Here is a 17,947-nt window from a genome sequence, read left to right on the forward strand (position 1 = left end):
ATTTATTTCAATATCATTGTTAATAAGTTAATTTTCCACTAGAGGAATTTATAACTTTATTCAAGCCAGCAATTAAATCTTTCTTGTCACAATGGTGCCATGTAATCCCCTGCTGCCCTTGGCGCATCGTACTGCGAAGACATTGACGTACAAACTCATATTTTTCTTCTTCAGTAGGAACCTTGAAAGACGAAATTTTATTGTTAATTATTATAGGCCAACTCACAACATTCTCGACATCAATATACGCAGCATTGGAATACGGGAACCAGTAACTCTGATCACTGAACGAAACAATTGCCTTTCCTCTCAAATATGCTTCAACGCCGATACTTCCTGCCCCCATTAAAACGACGTCTACCATCGCTAATACATCATTGCTAAATTCCATTGCAGGAACACTAATAACACCCTCTAAATTTACTAGAGTTTTATAAAAATCCGAATCACGTGCCCCAAGCATATGTAAATGCTCTTTAACGACAATGCAAAAATGTGGACTAAGTTCTTTGCAAATCTCTATAACTAATTCTTGGTATCTTAGTGTTTTGAGATTTTTCATCCAATAATCGGAAGTTGCCTCAGGAATATAACTAAGCGGAATATAAATTATTGGTTTACCAGACTGGTGTCCCATTGTGTTAATACGCGAACGCCAGTCACCGTGGAAGTCCTCAGCATTAGGAAAGTCACGCCACCGTCTACGTTCGACAACGAAAGGCAAGCAGGCATAATGCATATGAAGCGGATCATTTTCTAGACGGCCTTTTACCGCAAAAACAATCTGTTTTACACGATAGCGTATCATCGCTTTAAGATGGCGTAGTGGTGTATACGTATCTGCTTGCAAATAATTTTGTCTGAATTTCGGTTTAGATATTTGTTCTAAAACTGTCCGAATTTCTTCTTCTTCTGGCTCTCTTATATCAAGTGGAAGGCCATAACCGTATTGCGTGATCTGCATTTTTCCAGGGAAATACGAGTATGCAATTCCTACATACATCAATCCTCTCAATCTTGACAATTCTGCAAGTAAGTGTGTAACATAGTCGTCTACCATATGTGAGTAGACAACGTCGGGTTGAAAGCTTTCTAACTCTTCGATTAAAACTAATGCCATTGAACGCAACATTTGAATTGCTTGGCTTCGGGGTATGTTCCTAAGGTAACGGCAACGTGAAATGACATTACTTTCATCATTTTGTGTAAATCCTTGCACCATTGGAGCCGAATCCAAATTTGCATAGAATCTGGCGCGAGTGTCTGTAATACCCTTCTTTTTACCATCAGTTATAAATTTAAACTCAAACTCTTCTGAGAGCCCATCAATGTTCTTTTGAAAGTCATTGACCAGATATGGTCTACAAAAAACAAGTACTTTCTTTTTTAACACTAGATATCTCCTACATATATTATTTAAAATTTCGGCTAAATATAAAAAATATCATTTTTCGATATTTTTTCTCAACTAGATGATTTATTTTTGAAAAACGAGCATTTTTTAACCGACCAACTACTTTAACAAATGCCAAGTTAGGGCAGTGCCTCTTTTCACTGATTTACTAACCTGCATCCCTAAAACTATCTCTGTATATTTTGTCGGTATCCCCAACCCTGGGCGAATGGCACGGACGTTGTCCACTGTTAAAATTTCACCTTTTTCAATATCTCTAGTAACATATAGTGACCGTCTGAATTGTTGCGATTTTTTCTCTGCATCCGTAGGTCCATAGCTGACTTTTCCTAAAGCTTGCCAAGCACGAGCAGATTCAATTACCAGTTGGTTCATTTCAGCTGGCTCCATTGAAAAGGTACTATCTACCCCCCCATCAGCGCGATTTAAAGTGAAATGTTTTTCAATAACAGTAGCTCCAAGTGCGACACTTGCTACTGAAACTCCAATGCCCATTGTGTGGTCGGAAAGACCTACTTCACAGTCAAATAACTGACGCATGTGGGGGATGCTCAATATGTTGGTATTTTCAGGAGTGGCTGGGTAAGTACTTGTACACTTCAGCAATATGAGATTCTTACATCCAGCCTCACGCGCTGCGCGCACTGTTTCATCGATTTCCGCAGCAGTTGCCATGCCTGTTGAAATAATCATAGGCTTCCCAGTTGCCGCAACTTTACGTATAAGAGGAATGTCTGTATTCTCAAATGATGCAATTTTATAAACATCAACATCCAAAGTCTCTAGAAAATCAACCGAAGTTGAATCGAACGGAGTACTAAAAGGTATCATTCCCAATTCACGAGCTCGGTCGAAAATCGGCTTATGCCACTCCCAAGGTGTGTAAGCTTCACCATATAATTTATATAACGAGGTACCCGACCAAAGACTCTTAGGGTCACTAATGTGAAATTCACGCTCATCCAGATCGAGCGTCATGGTATCTGGTGTGTAAGTTTGAATCTTCAGCGCGTGCGCACCGGTCTTAGCCGCAGCTTCGACAATCTCAAGTGCACGCTCTAACGATTGATTGTGATTGCCGGACATTTCCGCGATAACGAATGGAGGTTGCCCTAGGCCGATCTGACGATGCCCGACTTGTATATTTGCTTTAGTCATAAAAGTCCTGATTAACTGTATATGTCGTAAATAGCGGCGTATAACCCGCTTTCAGAAAAACTGAATGTGACGCTTTATTTTCCGTTTTAATTTCTGCCCTGATTTCACTTACTTTTTTTCCACTCGACTTCAGCCAGTCTAAACCTGCAATAAGTAAATCCTTACCGAGACCTTTTCCGTGTCTCCCGGGCACAAGATAAATCGACGTCATCCAAAAATTAGATTTAACGTTGAAGTCATAACGCAATACCCCAACAGGGCCTCTTGCATCACTTCCAATTAGCAAGAAATGTTCATCGCTGACCGTCATTGCACTTACCCAACCTTGATGGGACTCGTAGGGAATGACCTTGGAATCATGTGAATTCAGACGATTCTCTTCCGCATTTCGCCACTGATATAAATTTTCGCAATCAGCCATAGTGCATCTGCGGATATTGATCGTACTATCAATGAGGTGACGTGCAATCTTCAAAGAACCATGCGCATCGCACATCGCAAGGCTACGAGTTACAAAGTGCTTTCGTAAAAAAGGGTTTTCCAGCAAAACAGAAATAGCAGCCTTAATTTGCCCTACATTAATTTCGCATGCACGGCCTAAAAACAGATGCATACCCTCAATGGCAGCATCTTGACCAAGCTTAAACTGATTTTCCGCAATCGCTATAGCAATTGACGGCACCCCCAAGCTTGCCCGCTCCCAACTCATACCCCCGGCTGCACCGATAGCGATGTCGGCACTAGCCATTAATTCAGCCATGTTCTGTGGAGCAACATGCAGGACGACTTGTTTATAGTTTTTAATCCAATCACTGATAAGATCAATGTGTGGGGACGCTCCACCTAAAATCACATCGATTTGAAGGTCATAATCATTCAACAACGACGTTACCGCTTCCAATACTTTTAAGGTATCACCATTAACGTCAACCCCGCCAAAACAGATATTGATGCGCTTAGGCTTGATTTGAAGTCGATTTAGACGCTGTTCATCATCTTTGACATTTAAAAATTCTGGTCTCAACAAAGCGTAAGACGGGCCTAACAACAAACGGGTTCCTATTCCAACATTACCTAGGTATCGCAACTCCTGATCAACGTAAAAATTTTGATCAAGCAAAATATCACAGTCATGTTGACGATCTGCAAGATCATCAATCACCATGATTTTTTTTGCGCGGACACGCATGGCATTTTCCCATCGTGCATCAAGAGCATAGTGGTCAACAATGAGCCAATCTACTTGACCGTAGCGGGCCAAATTTTCAATGCAATCAGCCGCATCAATGTCCCAACTTACATTCAACCAAGTGGAATGCTGCGGCAAAGGTTCATCTTCATTTTTTTCCAAACACTCTTTACTTCCGGGAACAGATGAACTTGACCTTTGCTGTAAAATGACTACTTCATGACCATTTTCGCAAATCTGCTTAGAAAAAACGTTTGATAGTTCACGGCAAACAAAAAGAACCTTTGCACCTTGCTGTACAAGCTGATTAGCAAGTGTCAGACATCGCATCAAGTGACCTGCCCCGATATTTGTCGATGCATCAACTCTGATTGCAATATGCATATTTAAATTTTGCCTAGAAGAAATTAACGTACTTTAAATAAAGGACGGATAGGTTCGCAGCGTAAAAATGGCGTCACATTACCTTGATGAATAGCCTGCTTTAGCATCGGAAATATTTCATCATATGCACCAACAATCTTCGCTATGTCTGCCGCAGAATGCGAGTAACTAATGTTGTGAGTACCAAACCACAAAATACCGCGAGCAAGTAACTCTTGCATCAACAAAGTTTTACTATCCCACATCGAGCAGCCTGGCGCATCCTTCAAAGTGAGGAAGCTCCAGGTTGAATGTCCGGCAAAGCCGAGCCACTCGCCTAACTCATGTTTGGAAATCAATTGAGTTACAGCGCTACGCAAACTCTCGCCTGTAGCTGACATTGTCTTAACAACTGGTTCACGTTTGAGCTTATCCATCGTCGCTGCTGCAGCAGCTAACGAAAGCGTTTCGCCGCCGAAAGTGAATGAAAAGAAAATCTCTTCCATCATTTTCATAATATCGGCGCGACCAGCAACTGCGGAAACAGGATAGCCATTAGCTAAACCCTTACCAAATGTAGCCAAATCAGGTGTTACGCCAAAATATTCTTGTGCGCCACCGTTCGCATATCTGAACCCGGTAATTGTTTCATCAAAAATCAGAACAGCGCCGTGCTTATGAGCAAGTTCTTTAACACCTTGCAGATATCCCTCATGTGGATCAACAACGTTCATTGGCTCCAAGATGACCGCAGCAAATTCGCCGTTATGTTGTTTAAGCAGATTATCAAGAGCAGCGAGATCATTAAAAGGAAAGCTATGACTCAAATCTCTGACAGCTTGCGGAACGCCAAGTGACCTTGCTGTCGTGCCAATGTACCAATCTTGCCAACCGTGGTAACCACATAAAGCGACCCTGTCTCGACCAGTAAAAGCACGTGCAACACGAATTGCGCCAGCCGTCGCATCAGAACCATTTTTACCAAAACGCACTTTTTCTGCGCATGGAACCATATCAACGATACGCTCTGCAACTTCCATCTCTAAACGATGCGGCAAGGAAAAAATTACGCCATCTTCCAATTGCGCACGAACTGCCTCTGTTACATCAGGATCGTTATAGCCAAGAGTTACGGAAGCGAGGCTGCTGATGAAATCGACGTATTCATTTCCATCAACGTCCCAAACTTTGCTACCTTTGCCTTTGGCAATAAAATACGGTGAAATACCAAAAGGATATTGCGTCTTGCTTTTACTAAATGTCTGGCTACCCAACGGAATGGTTTGTTCAGCACGGTGTAACAGTTCTTCGGACAATTTGTAGCGCGTACTCATAATTTTATTCCTTGCTCAGTGAATTGAGAAACTCGTTAAATACACATCAAATACTTTGATCGTTTTGCAATGATTTTTGCAAGCCTTCGTTTCTCTCTAAATGCTGATTAATATTGAACAGCTCAGGTTCCTTACTTATTAATGCGAGCACGTCTTCAGTTGTAAAGTGCGGATTTTGCCTGTATAAGTTGAAATAAATTCTACTGACAAGTTCAAAATCTTCAGGATTATCAACGGTCCACCGCAGATGAGATAAGTCTTCCCTCGCATGAACGTGATGTACTTTAAAACGATCGGATTGTTGATTAATAAATAATGTCACATGCTCACGTTGCGAAACTAACTTTGCCTCTTCCCAAGCTTGCTGCAATACAGAAAATTTACAAATTTCGACATCGAGACCATCTGGAAAACTAGACTGCACGCAATTGGCCGTGTAATCAGCACCACTTAAGAGATGCGCCTCAATGACCATATCGATCACAGATGGATCCGCCAGCGGACAATCACCAGTCAATCGAACGATGTGATCCGGATTAATACTCGCTGCCGCCTGATAGTAGCGATCCAAGACATCATTAAGACTCCCACGAAAACACGAAATTTGTAGGTCTTCACAAAGCGCAGCTAACGGGTCATCACTACTGCTGTCACTCGTTGCAACGACTAAATGATCAATCAAGTGCGCACGTTGAACACGTTCAAGTTGGCGTGCGATCATTGGCACGCCTAAAATTGGCTTGAGTACTTTATTAGGCAAACGTGACGAGGAGCAACGCGCCTGCAATATAGCGAGTATCAATTTATTTACCTTTGAATTTGCGGCCACTGGCGAGGATCAAGTAATTCGATTTCAGACACGGCAAATTCTGAATAGTCGAATTGCTTAGCATCACCATACGCGGATATACATTCTTGTAAATGACCTACGGATGTCACGCCAACTAAAGCAACAGATATTTCTTTCGTAAATTTTGCAAAACCTAAAGCAAAAGATAACGGTGACATACCTCGTTCAGCGGAAAAATGTCGCAAGCGCGTGAGTGGTAACTGTAATTTTTGCAGATGTCTCGGTAAATCGTCAGGCTGCATTAACAAGACGCCCTGCAATAACAATGAGCGCGCATGCACCTCAACACCTCTATTCGCAAGAGTTTGCAAACTACCGTCACGAATTAATCGTTGATCAAACACATTAACAGGCAATTGCACAACATCAAACTCATAACGCGAAAACAATTGATCAAGCTGGTTTGCGTCATAAATAGAAACGCCTATCTTGTTGATTTTTCCTGCAGCCTTCCAACCTTGTAGTTGCGCAAATAAACGATCACCACCGGGTACCAAAAGATCCTCGGCATGATGCACCAATACCCCAGTTACATGTCCAGATTGCATTTTCTGGAGAGAGCTTGCAAAGATCGCTTCGACATCTTCAATGTGTTCTGCACAGATTTCAGGAAGTCTTAATGGCTTTGTTTTTGTAAAGACAGAAAAATTACCAGGAGAAATTTCATCGAAACATGCCCCCAATACATCCTCGCTACTGCCATAAGCGGCTGCAGTATCAATTACAGTAAGACCATGCTCATTTGCAGAATGCATGATTGCCTTGGCTGTACCCAACGAAACTTGCCCATCTTTATTTGCGATCCCATAATCAAGGCCAAACTGTACAGTACCCAACCCCAACTTGGTTTTACTCTTTAAGCTCATTAAGCAACATTCCTAAGCAACAATATCCAATTCAGACCCAACAAAAAACACAGCAACAGCAAACCATTAATGCAAAATCGAAGACAATTTTTCTACTACATATTCCTGCTGCTGCTCAGTCAAGTTTGTATACATAGGCAAACTGATGGCATTCGCATAATATGCCTCAGCAGCTGGACAGTAACCCTTACTGAAGTTCAACTGTTGATAATATGGTTGCAAGTAAACTGGGATATAGTGGAGATTGACGCCTATATTTGCCTCCCGCAATTTTTGAAAGACTTCAAGATGGCTGAATCCACTTTCTGGTTTAACTTGGACAATATAGAGGTGCAAACCTGAATACGTATCAGGATGCTGCCACGGAACCAAGACGTCTACCGATGCTAGCAGTTGATTGTAACGAGCCGCGATTTCATGTCTCTTCGCAACAAATTCATCCAAACGCTGCATTTGGCTCACACCTAATGCGGCTTGCAATTCAGTCATTCGATAGTTATAACCCAACTCAATCTGTTGGTAATACCACGGACCATCGGGGGCATGCGTCATCTCATCCAGATCACGTGTGATACCGTGACTTCGGAATAAATTCATTTTTTTGGCAAGTGCAGCATTGTTCGTTGTAGCAAGTCCACCTTCTGCCGTTGTAATAATTTTCACAGGGTGAAAACTAAACACAGTTATATCGCTGTATCGGCAGTTGCCAATTGGCTCATCCTTATAGCGTCCACCAATTGCATGCGACGCATCTTCAATAACAAAAAAGCCATAACGTTTCGCAAGCGATGCGATGGCTTCCATGTCACAGGACTGACCGCTCAAATGAACAGGAATAACTACCTTTGGCAACTTGCCTGAAGCTTCAGCTAAAACTAATTTTTTTTCCAATTCGATGACACTCATATTGAAAGTTTTAGCATCAATATCAACAAAATCTATCGAAGCACCACAATAAAGAGCACAGTTAGCTGATGCGACAAAAGTAATCGGTGTAGTCCAAACGTGATCCCCCGGCCCAATGCCCAATGCTAAGCAAGCAATATGCAGAGCGGATGTAGCACTATTAACCGCAAGCGAGTAAGCGACATTGCAATATTGAGAAACCAACGCCTCAAATTTGGGAACAGCTGGACCCTGGGTTAAAAAATCTGACTTCAATACTTCGACGACACTATCAATATCTTGTTGATTAATGTCTTGTCGTCCATAAGGAATATAGTTCACACTTAGCTCCGCAAATCAATTTAAGCGACATGTGTTTCAATTAACTTGCGTAATTCATCGACAGTTAAAAAGTGATCGTTACTACCGCTATCATAACTAAAGCCGGGAGCGACTAATTTACCGTTCATTTTTTTACAGTACTCTTCAATTGAGTAATTTCCACCTGAGGGTAAAATAGCGTAATAGTTACCAATATCAACCGTATTTGGACTATCGCTACTAGTAATCATTTCTTCATGAATTTTTTCACCCGGACGAATACCAACGACTGGGTGAGCACACTCGGGCGCAATGGCTTGAGCCACATCCAAAATTCGATAGGAAGGGATTTTTGGCACAAGAATTTCACCACCCCAAGCATTTTCGATAGACCACAAGACCATATCTACACCTTCCTGGAGAGAGATATTGAAACGCGTCATTGCTGAATCGGTAATAGGCAAAACACCTGTTGATCGTTTTTCTTGAAAGAATGGAATTACTGATCCACGGCTACCCATGACGTTTCCATAGCGCACAACACTGAACGAGACATCCCTGTTTCCTTTTATATTATTCGCAGCAACAAAAAGCTTATCGGAACACAATTTGGTTGCACCATAAAGATTAATTGGCGCAGCAGCTTTATCTGTGGACAATGCAACTACTCTTTGCACATTATTGTCGAGACAAGCCTCAATCAGATTTTGGGCCCCAAGAACATTGGTTTTAATGCATTCAAATGGATTATATTCCGCAGCTGGAACTTGCTTTAAAGCTGCAGCATGGATAACGATATCAATACCCTCAAGTGCTCTTCTCAAGCGAGATTCATCACGAATATCGCCAATAAAATAACGCAATCCTTTATATTTTTCACCAGAAAATGCCTGCGCCATTTCAAACTGTTTAAGCTCATCCCGAGAAAACACAACCAATCGTTTAATATCAGGATAACGATCCAAAATAGTTTTTACAAAAGCTTTGCCAAATGAGCCAGTGCCACCAGTTATAAGAATGGATTTGTTTGACAGCATAATTTACCCGAAATTAAAAATTAAAAATTAAATAAACTTCATTTAACAAGCATTAAATGCTCATTCCAAATACTCAAAAAGTCAAAAAAAAATGAAGCCAGAAGCAATCGAAATTCATTACAACAAGAGCCACATTTTCATTTAAATGAATGACCATACTATCTTCAAAACACAACATATCGTCACCTCCCAAATAGCTACCCGACTGCAGCTTGACGATCTCGATTGGAATCGCATCTGTATTTCTCTATCGATACACTTCTCCGAGTGGCATATATGTGGATTGATTTTCAGTCAGTAAAATTACTTCTCACCGCACGCCCCCCCCTGCAACACCTTAAACAACAATCCAATGCCCTACACGATGACGAAGTTTATGTGGACTCAGCTAGCACCAAGTTTACTTATACCCACTTATATTTAAATTATTCGACTTCATCCATACTGCCATAGCACTCCCAAGGTCAAAACACTTTTTGGCGCAAAGTAAGTCCTTCAAGCCCCTGATTCAATAATATTCATTTTATTCACACGTATACTTAAAACTTACGCAGCAATTAAACCAACTTGAGATAAATTTGTATTGGCTTCAAATTGCAATTTCATTTGCATTTCTACGCAAACAGAAAATCCTAAATTTCCTATAAATAGAAGCACAACTAAACACATGAATTTGAATTACCTTCACAGTTCACCACCACACTCTACTTTCGACGTTTATCACAGCATGCCTGATTTACTTTGACTAAGCTCCTCAGCTGAAACCTCCAGCCGCAAAGACTCAATCTCCAGCCTTAGTCGCTCATACTCATCCATCTTGTGCTGCAAAAATCTGACCGTAATCGCACTTTTCTCTACCATGCCTTGTGGCGTCAGTAAGTAGGCATATGCCAATTTGCGCTTACTGTCCTGAAAATTCTGTATTTTCAGCCAGCCTTTATCCAACAAAGCCTTAATGCAATAATTGGTTTTGCCTAAGCTAACACCTAGCTGCTCAGCCAGTTCGCGTTGGGTGATGTTTGGGTGCTGCTCCAGCAGCCGCATCAGCTTCAGATGCGTGTCTTCATCAGTGTTTATTTTTTTTTGCATACAACTCAGTCCGGCATCCAGGGAAGGCATTCAATATTCCGACAAGGTTTGCAAAGCGGGACTAGATAAAGCCATCGTTCAACAATTGAACGCAGTTTAGCATTTATTTTATTGGCAATAAACTTATTTATTTTGGTAAACGCTTTTATCACTGTGCTTTCCCGAAGTTCACAATTTTACACAGGATGCGCGTCAACAAAATGACAAGCATGTTACCAACACCAGCGACCTTAAATATCTGCGCACAGGCAGCATAATTTTGCAATCCTGCTCATCAATTGGTAGGATTAGTCCTTTATCAGCGAACGGGCACCAGACAGGTGGATCGTGGCGTAAAGCCTGGCTGTGAACTTTAGGATCCTGGACCTATGCAAAATAGTCTGACCCGCAAGCCTATAGAAATTAAAATCTCAACTGTTGTTGCCGTAGCAATTTCATTGCATGAGGCTTCAATCCCGGTGTTGGCGGCGGCTTTGGAGGAGATGACGGCAGGTTCGCCGGATTTCTTCGATGATGAGTTCGCGGTGATCGATGTGGAAGCGATCGCAGATCAGTCGCTGGACTGGGATGCGTTGATCCCTTTATTCAAGGCGAATGGCCTGAATCCTGTTGCGGTCAGACATGCCAATGAGCAAGACCATGCGGCCCTGCGCAGTCACGGACTGAGTATAGACGTCGTGAATAAACCACGCAGCGAGGTGGAAACCACCCTGTCTGTGCCTGCTGCTGAAGTAGTTGCGCCGGAGCCAGAACCAGAGCCAACGCCAGCCCCCTTACCTGAACCACAAATCATCATCAGAAATAATCCGGCATTAGTGATCGATACGCCGGTGCGTGGCGGGCAAAGGATCTATGCCAAAGGTGCGGATCTGATCATTACGGCAGTGGTCAATCCTGGCGCGGAAGTGATTGCGGATGGCAGCATACATGTCTATGCCCCCTTACGTGGACGTGCATTGGCAGGCGCGACCGGCAATACTGAAGCGAGGATATTTGCACTGACGATGGAGCCGGAATTGGTATCGATTGCAGGCATTTACCGGACTTTTGAGAATGGTTTTCCGGATTTAGCAGCAAATCACCCTGTACAAGTCAGGTTAAATGGTGACAGTATTGAAGTTTCGTCAGTAAAATCAACTGGCTGATGCCCTGCTATCAGACATATCGGATAAATAAAAGGAGCTATTTGTGGCAAGAATCATCGTTGTAACATCCGGCAAGGGCGGTGTGGGCAAAACCACATCGAGTGCTAGTTTTGCGTCTGGGCTGGCAATGCGGGGCCACAAGACCGCCGTCCTGGACTTTGACGTAGGCCTGCGCAATCTGGACCTGATCATGGGCTGTGAGCGTCGCGTGGTGTACGATCTGGTGAATGTCATCAGCGGCGAAGCCAGCCTGAATCAGGCTTTAATCAAAGATAAACATTGCGATAACCTGTTCATTTTACCGGCCTCGCAAACCCGCGATAAAGATGCGCTGACTGAAGAAGGTGTAGAACGGGTTCTGAATGACCTGGTCAAAATGGACTTTGAATACATCGTCTGCGACTCACCGGCAGGGATAGAGCGCGGCGCCGTGATGGCACTGACTTTCGCGGATGAAGCAATCGTCGTGACGAATCCTGAAGTGTCCTCGGTGCGTGACTCTGACCGCATCCTGGGCATCATACAGGCGAAATCCAAGCGCGCTCAGGCTGGCGGCGAGCCGGTTAAAGAACATTTATTAATTACGCGCTATTCACCAAAGCGGGTTGAAGCAGGCGAAATGTTGTCGTACACCGACGTGCAGGAAATCCTGCGCATTCCGCTCATCGGTGTGATTCCTGAATCAGAAGCAGTGCTGCATGCTTCCAATCAGGGCAATCCTGCTATTCATATGAAGGGCAGTGATGTATCCGATGCGTATGAAGATGTGGTTTCCCGCTTCCTGGGCCAGGAAACACCGTTACGTTTCATCACCTATGAAAAACCGGGCTTACTGCAGCGCATTTTCGGAGGTAAATAAAGTGGCTCTGCTTTCTTTTTTATTTAACAGCAAACCTAAAACCGCCAATATGGCGAAAGAGCGTCTGCAAATCATTATTGCCCGTGAACGCACAGGGCGCGATGGGTATGATTTCTTACCTGCATTGCGTGAAGAGCTGATCGCTGTGATTTCGAAATACACCAAAGTCAGCCCTGAGGACATCAAGGTGTCTCTGGACAAACAAGGTAATTTGGAAGTGCTGGATGTCAATGTCGTATTACCAGAACTCGAAGTACGCAGTTGATCAATTGTTCAGACTTCTGCAGGCGGATCTGCGCCGCCTGCAGACAATTGTTTCACGCCCACGACTATTTCATACCCCATTGCAATACTGTTCGGATTCTGCGACGGTAAAGATTGCAAATTCCCAAACCACAACGTATGCTGTTGCATAACAAATCAGCAATTGCAATGATCATCGAATAAAATTATGGCAAAACCTGCAATTTGGATGAGAACTGCATAAGTCCACAATTTTGATATTTTGCAATTGCATTCGTTATAATGATATGTATTGGCCAATTCAAGCCGGACTTTAACGGTAATTACTCATGAGAATCGCTGTACTCGACGACGACAACAACTTGTTGGAACTGGTCTGCACCATCCTTAACGCTGCCGGCCATACCTGCCATCCATTTTTAAGTGGTAAAGAAATGCTGCATCAGCTGCGTCGAGAAAGTTACGACATGCTGATACTGGACTGGCAAGTCCCGGATCTGAACGGCACAGAAATCCTGCATTGGGTCAGAGAGAAACTGTCTCCTACGCTGCCTGTCTTGTTCATGACCAGCCGCTCCGGCGAGGATGATATTGTGGCGGGTCTTGCTGCAGGTGCAGACGATTACATGATCAAGCCTATCCGTCGCAGTGAGCTGGTTGCACGCGTACAAGCCTTATTGCGTCGCGCCTATCCGACCCAAACCGCTTCGGAACATTTGCAGTTTGGCGCTTACAAATTTGAAACCCGTGCCGGTCGCGTGACCATCAATGAAGAACCGGTAGAAATGACGCAGAAAGAGTTCGATCTGGCGTTGTTACTGTTCCGTAATTTGGGCCGCCCTTTATCGCGTGCTTATATTCTGGAAGCGGTTTGGTCGCGCGATGTCGATATTCCATCGAGAACCATGGATACCCATATTTCACGGGTACGCAGCAAGCTGGAATTACGCCCGGAAAATGGATACCGTCTCGCTCCAGTGTATAGTTACGGTTACCGACTAGAACAAGTCACAGCAGAATAACAAGTCCGGGTCAGCACAGTCTGACCCGGATTGCATTTAAAAATTAGGAAATTCGCATGAGCTTTTCTCCCTCCCTCTTGCGCAAGCTTCAAGCAAGCGTCCTGTTCGCGATGACGCTGTCACTCAGTTCAGTTGCAGTCGCCGCACAGCCACGCGGTGAGCCTGGCACTGTGATCGCGACACCACCTGACATGACTTACTACGCGTTGCAAGGTGACACTCTGTTGAGTATTGCCAAGCGCTTTACCAATCAGCCGCAGAACTGGACTGTATTGAGTAAAAAAAATCAGATTGTTGATGACCGTGCGATTCCTATCGGTACGGCAATCCGTATCCCGCTTGATTTGCTGCCAGAAGTCGATAGTGAGGCCAAAGTCGTCGCACTCGCGGGTAATCCGGTTTACAAGTTACCCAACAGCGGCGAAGCAAATCTGACGATAGGCGTTGTTTTAAAAGAAGGCACACAAATCCTGACTGGTAAGAACGGCTTCGTCACACTGGCACTGCCGGACGAATCCAGAATCTCAATACCGTCTAATAGTCAGGTCGTGCTCAGCAAGTTACGCAAAACCCAGTACACATCCAGCCCGCGCACTGAACTGTCTTTGATCGAAGGCAAGGTCGAGTCGCGGGTGACATCACTGAGTACAAATAAGGGCCGCTTTGAGGTGCGCTCGCCACTGGCTATTGCCGGTGTACGCGGCACCCATTTCCGGGTCGGTGTAAGTGACAATGGCACCGCCAACGAAGTCCTGGAAGGTGGCGTAGCAGTCGATCAGGCTAAAGCACAAAAAACTGCGAAGCTGACGCTGGGCGCGGGCAAAGGAAACATCGTCAATGCCAGCGGTGTTGGCAAGCCGGTTGATTTGTTGCCATCACCTGTGCTGGATGAAGGCAGCCGTTTACAGATACGTCCAACCATGCAATTTCTCGCACAAGCAATGCCGGCAGCGCAAGCCTGGCGGGTACAAGTCAGCAAAGATGCGCAGGCGCTGGACATAGTGATGGAAAACCGCTTCAAAGATCCGCGCTTTAAATTTGGCGGTTTGGATGATGGTGATTATTTCTTGCGTGTCACTGCCATTGATCAGCATGGTCTCGAAGGTATTCCGCTGATACAGAGCTTTACACTCAAAGCCAGACCTGAGCCACCATTTACCTCGCAGCCAAAAAATAAAGTCAGGTCTGACAAAGTGGATTTCAGCTGGACAGAAGCGGCCAATGCCGACAATTACCGCGTGCAGATAGCCAAAGACAGTGACTTCAAAACACTGGTGCATGATGAAGCAGGTATCCGTAACGTACATTGGACCAACGACAAATTAGCGGATGGCGACTACTACTGGCGCATTGCGACAGTCGCACAAAAAAATGGAAAACCGGATCAGGGGCCATTTAGCGATGCACAAAAATTCCAGAAGTTGCCGCCGCAAGGTGGAGCCAGTTTTGCCGATTCAGAAGGTAAAGACATTACCCTGAGCTGGCCAGCAGAGCCTGGTCAGACTTTCCTGGTCCAGCTGGCCGCTGACAAGGAATTCACACGTCTGCTGCTGTCCAAAGAACTGACGCAGGCGGAACTGAAGCTGCCACGGCCTGCTCCCGGTGATTACTTCATCCGCGTCAAGGCAACTGACCCCGATGGCTTTGTAGGGAGTTTTTCCGGAACCCAGAAAATCAATATCAGTGCGCGTTGGACCACCTCTGATGGAGACGCACTGCGCAGTGCAGCGGGTGTCGTCAAAACCGGATATTGATCAGCAATGAGTATAAAAAATTGCAGATAAAGAAAATTGCATTCCGTGAGTGGCTGATACTCAGTATCCTGCTGCTTGCGCTGACAGCCGCACTCAGCCTGTTCCGGCTGACCGAGCGCATGGATCTGGTGATGTATGACCGCATCATGCAGATCAATACCCAGCCAGCGCGGGACGACATCCTGATTGTTGCCATCGACGACTACAGTCTGGCAGAGCTGGGGCGCTGGCCATGGCCGCGTACCTACCACGCCCAACTGCTGAGCCAGATCAACGCTGCTAAACCGGCAGCGGTAGGACTGGACATCTTATTTACCGAAGCTGAAGCTGTCACCGACACCCAGCAAGCCAGCGGTGACCAGCAACTGGCTGATGCGATTCAACAGAGCAATAAGGTCGTATTGCCACTGGTGTCTGAGAGTGCGGGCAAAGGCCTGACTACGGCCAAACCGGTGTCTATTCTGGCCAACGCAGCCCGTCAACTCAGTCACATCCATCTGGAGCTGGATAAAGACGGTATCGCTCGCAGTGTCTTCCTGCGTGAAGGTATGCAAGGTGAATGGTGGCCTCACTTTGCGCTCGCGATGAAAGACGTCGGGCAGAATATCGCGCCCGGCACAGAAAAGTATTTACCCGGCGTACAGCTGTCAGCGTCGCTCAGAAAAGCAGAGCGGTCAGAAAACAGCTGGCAACGTGATTTCCAGATGCATATTCCGTTTGCTGGCAGTAGCGGTCATTTCCAGTCTGTGCCCTATGTCTCGGTATTGCGCGGCGAAGTTCCTGCCAGTTTATTACAAGGCAAATACATCATTGTTGGCCCTATGGCAATCGGGATGGCAGACTCTTACCCAACCCCGGTGACCGGTAATGAAGGCGTCATCTCAGGTGTGGAAATCAATGCCAATATTCTCGCAAGTTTGCTCAATGAAAAAGCAATACAGTTTGCACTACCGTGGCAAATAGCTATATGGAACGTCCTTGTTCTGATTCTGGCGCTCATCGCCTATCAGTTCCTGTCACCGCGCAAAGCGCTGATCTCCACGATAGCCATGATACTGTTCTGCCTCGCTGGCAGTCTGGCATTGATGCGCTGGCAGGCTTACTGGGTGCCAATGTCGCCAGCTGTTATTGCACTCTTGCTGGCTTACCCACTCTGGAGCTGGCGTCGGCTGGAAGCGGCCATTAAGTATCTGGCAGCGGAATTCACTTTGCTGGAGCAAGAACCACATCTGTTACCAGAATTTACTGACGACGAGGAAAGCCACGCCATCAATCTGACCGACACGCTGGAAAAAAGCATACAGGATGTGCATCTGGCTGCGAACCGGGTGCGCGATCTGCGCCAGTTCATCAGCGATAGCCTGGCCAGTTTGCCTGATGCGACCCTGGTCACCACAACAGATGGCAATGTGCTGTTATCCAATCAGGCTGCACGTGCTTATTTTGCGGGCATCGGTCAGCCTAAAGTGAATGACGCTCTGGTGCCCTATCTGTTTGCCAATATGTCAGCACCGGCTAATTTTGACCATACGGATGGCCGCAACTTCAGTTGGTGGGATATCCTGGATATCAAACTGACCAAAATCATGTCACAAGGCTTTGAAGTGCGTGACCCGCGTGGACAAGATCTGCTGATCAAAAGCGCTCCTGCCTACAACGCTGATAAACATTTAGTGGGCTGGATCGTCAGCATGGTGAATATCACGGCGATCCGCGCCGCTGAACGCAGCCGCGACGAAACCCTGCACTTCATCTCGCACGATATGCGCTCACCACAAGCCTCGATATTGGCTTTACTGGAAATGCAAAAAGAGCCGCAAACGGCACTGCCAACCGAAGAATTCATGTCGCGCATAGAAAAAGCATCCAGAATCACCCTGGGTCTGGCCGATAATTTTGTACAACTGGCACGTGCAGAATCGCAGGACTATCGCTACGAAGAAGTGGATTTTCAGGACGTATTACTGGATGCCACAGAAGAAATGTGGTCGCTGTCCCGCAGTAAAAACATTCGTTTCAAAATGCAAATCCCGGAACAGGAATATCTGGTTCGTATTGACCGTGCCCTGATGACACGCGTACTGACCAACCTGATATCGAATGCGATCAAATACAGTCCGCGTGATACAACCATCAACTGCAGCCTTAAGCTGGAGCGAAATCTGGCGGACGTGAGCATCATTTGCAGTATCCAAGACCAGGGTTATGGAATTGCACGCTCGGAGCAAAGCAAGCTGTTCCAGCGCTTTCAACGCTTCAAAGCGAATGATCAGCCGAAAAATGATGGCGTCGGTCTGGGGATGGTATTTGTCAAAGCGGTATTGGACAGGCACTATGCCAGCATCGACTTTGTCAGCGCCCCCAATGAGGGAACGACTTTCCACATCCGCATACCCGGGATCATAGTTTGAGGCAGAT

At 45.3% G+C, this 17,947-nt stretch carries 15 protein-coding genes; 6 read left to right on the forward strand and 9 right to left on the reverse strand.

Features of this window, described 5'->3' with window-relative positions:
* Nucleotides 1–19: 19 nt before the first annotated feature.
* From EYB48_RS03365 to EYB48_RS03405, 9 genes are all read right to left on the reverse strand, one after another.
* Entirely contained in the window at nt 20–1,393 is a 1,374-nt protein-coding gene (locus EYB48_RS03365) for a hypothetical protein (RefSeq protein WP_162018897.1), read from the reverse strand.
* Between the two features lie 120 nt (nt 1,394–1,513).
* Nucleotides 1,514–2,572, reverse strand: coding sequence for a pseudaminic acid synthase (gene pseI, locus EYB48_RS03370; RefSeq protein WP_162018899.1), 1,059 nt, complete (start codon nt 2,570–2,572; stop codon nt 1,514–1,516).
* Nucleotides 2,565–4,145, reverse strand: a complete 1,581-nt coding sequence (gene pseG / locus EYB48_RS03375) for a UDP-2,4-diacetamido-2,4,6-trideoxy-beta-L-altropyranose hydrolase (RefSeq protein WP_162018900.1) — start codon at nt 4,143–4,145, stop codon at nt 2,565–2,567. The genes pseI and pseG overlap by 8 nt, the downstream gene beginning before the upstream one ends.
* A gap of 23 nt (nt 4,146–4,168) precedes the next feature.
* The gene (locus EYB48_RS03380) at nt 4,169–5,458 is read right to left on the reverse strand and encodes an aminotransferase class III-fold pyridoxal phosphate-dependent enzyme (RefSeq protein ID WP_162018901.1); all 1,290 of its coding nucleotides are present in this window, start codon (nt 5,456–5,458) and stop codon (nt 4,169–4,171) included.
* Nucleotides 5,459–5,504: 46 nt separating this feature from the next.
* A complete protein-coding gene (locus EYB48_RS03385; protein ID WP_162018902.1) occupies nt 5,505–6,260 on the reverse strand; it encodes a cytidylyltransferase domain-containing protein in 756 nt (251 codons plus the stop codon).
* 5 nt (nt 6,261–6,265) lie between these two features.
* Nucleotides 6,266–7,174, reverse strand: a complete 909-nt coding sequence (locus tag EYB48_RS03390; protein WP_162018903.1) for an aldo/keto reductase — start codon at nt 7,172–7,174, stop codon at nt 6,266–6,268.
* A gap of 66 nt (nt 7,175–7,240) precedes the next feature.
* Nucleotides 7,241–8,401 carry a UDP-4-amino-4,6-dideoxy-N-acetyl-beta-L-altrosamine transaminase gene (pseC, locus tag EYB48_RS03395; protein ID WP_162018904.1) on the reverse strand — a complete coding sequence of 387 codons (1,161 nt, stop codon included), beginning with the start codon at nt 8,399–8,401 and terminating at the stop codon, nt 7,241–7,243.
* A gap of 20 nt (nt 8,402–8,421) precedes the next feature.
* Nucleotides 8,422–9,417 (reverse strand): UDP-N-acetylglucosamine 4,6-dehydratase (inverting), encoded by a 996-nt coding sequence (gene pseB, locus EYB48_RS03400; protein ID WP_162018905.1) that lies wholly within the window; start codon nt 9,415–9,417, stop codon nt 8,422–8,424.
* Nucleotides 9,418–10,137: 720 nt separating this feature from the next.
* The gene (locus EYB48_RS03405; RefSeq protein WP_162018906.1) at nt 10,138–10,506 is read right to left on the reverse strand and encodes a MarR family EPS-associated transcriptional regulator; all 369 of its coding nucleotides are present in this window, start codon (nt 10,504–10,506) and stop codon (nt 10,138–10,140) included.
* Nucleotides 10,507–10,874: 368 nt separating this feature from the next.
* Between EYB48_RS03405 and minC the strand changes: the two genes are divergently transcribed.
* From minC to EYB48_RS03435, 6 genes are all read left to right on the forward strand, one after another.
* On the forward strand, nt 10,875–11,651 hold the full coding sequence (gene minC / locus EYB48_RS03410; protein WP_162018907.1) for a septum site-determining protein MinC: 777 nt from the start codon (nt 10,875–10,877) through the stop codon (nt 11,649–11,651).
* Between the two features lie 43 nt (nt 11,652–11,694).
* Complete coding sequence (minD, locus tag EYB48_RS03415) at nt 11,695–12,510, forward strand: septum site-determining protein MinD (RefSeq protein WP_162018908.1); 816 nt, start codon at nt 11,695–11,697, stop codon at nt 12,508–12,510.
* A gap of 1 nt (nt 12,511) precedes the next feature.
* The gene (gene minE / locus EYB48_RS03420) at nt 12,512–12,775 is read left to right on the forward strand and encodes a cell division topological specificity factor MinE (protein WP_162018909.1); all 264 of its coding nucleotides are present in this window, start codon (nt 12,512–12,514) and stop codon (nt 12,773–12,775) included.
* A gap of 307 nt (nt 12,776–13,082) precedes the next feature.
* A complete protein-coding gene (locus EYB48_RS03425; protein WP_162018910.1) occupies nt 13,083–13,775 on the forward strand; it encodes a response regulator transcription factor in 693 nt (230 codons plus the stop codon).
* 56 nt (nt 13,776–13,831) lie between these two features.
* Complete coding sequence (locus EYB48_RS03430) at nt 13,832–15,529, forward strand: FecR domain-containing protein (RefSeq protein WP_162018912.1); 1,698 nt, start codon at nt 13,832–13,834, stop codon at nt 15,527–15,529.
* A gap of 20 nt (nt 15,530–15,549) precedes the next feature.
* A complete protein-coding gene (locus tag EYB48_RS03435) occupies nt 15,550–17,940 on the forward strand; it encodes a CHASE2 and HATPase_c domain-containing protein (RefSeq protein ID WP_235934887.1) in 2,391 nt (796 codons plus the stop codon).
* Nucleotides 17,941–17,947: the final 7 nt, after the last annotated feature.

The sequence above is a fragment of the Cognatundibacterium crateris genome (assembly GCF_010078235.1).
In the GTDB taxonomy this organism is placed as follows: domain Bacteria; phylum Pseudomonadota; class Gammaproteobacteria; order Burkholderiales; family Burkholderiaceae_D; genus Undibacterium; species Undibacterium crateris.

Coding starts and splice junctions, on each gene's coding strand:
- pseI (WP_162018899.1), bottom strand. CDS start 2,572: ATGACTAAAGCAAATATACAAGTCGGGCATCGTCAGATCGGCCTAGGG.
- pseG (WP_162018900.1), bottom strand. CDS start 4,145: ATGCATATTGCAATCAGAGTTGATGCATCGACAAATATCGGGGCAGGT.
- EYB48_RS03380 (WP_162018901.1), bottom strand. CDS start 5,458: ATGAGTACGCGCTACAAATTGTCCGAAGAACTGTTACACCGTGCTGAA.
- EYB48_RS03390 (WP_162018903.1), bottom strand. CDS start 7,174: ATGAGCTTAAAGAGTAAAACCAAGTTGGGGTTGGGTACTGTACAGTTT.
- pseB (WP_162018905.1), bottom strand. CDS start 9,417: ATGCTGTCAAACAAATCCATTCTTATAACTGGTGGCACTGGCTCATTT.
- EYB48_RS03405 (WP_162018906.1), bottom strand. CDS start 10,506: ATGCAAAAAAAAATAAACACTGATGAAGACACGCATCTGAAGCTGATG.
- minC (WP_162018907.1), top strand. CDS start 10,875: ATGCAAAATAGTCTGACCCGCAAGCCTATAGAAATTAAAATCTCAACT.
- EYB48_RS03425 (WP_162018910.1), top strand. CDS start 13,083: ATGAGAATCGCTGTACTCGACGACGACAACAACTTGTTGGAACTGGTC.
- EYB48_RS03430 (WP_162018912.1), top strand. CDS start 13,832: ATGAGCTTTTCTCCCTCCCTCTTGCGCAAGCTTCAAGCAAGCGTCCTG.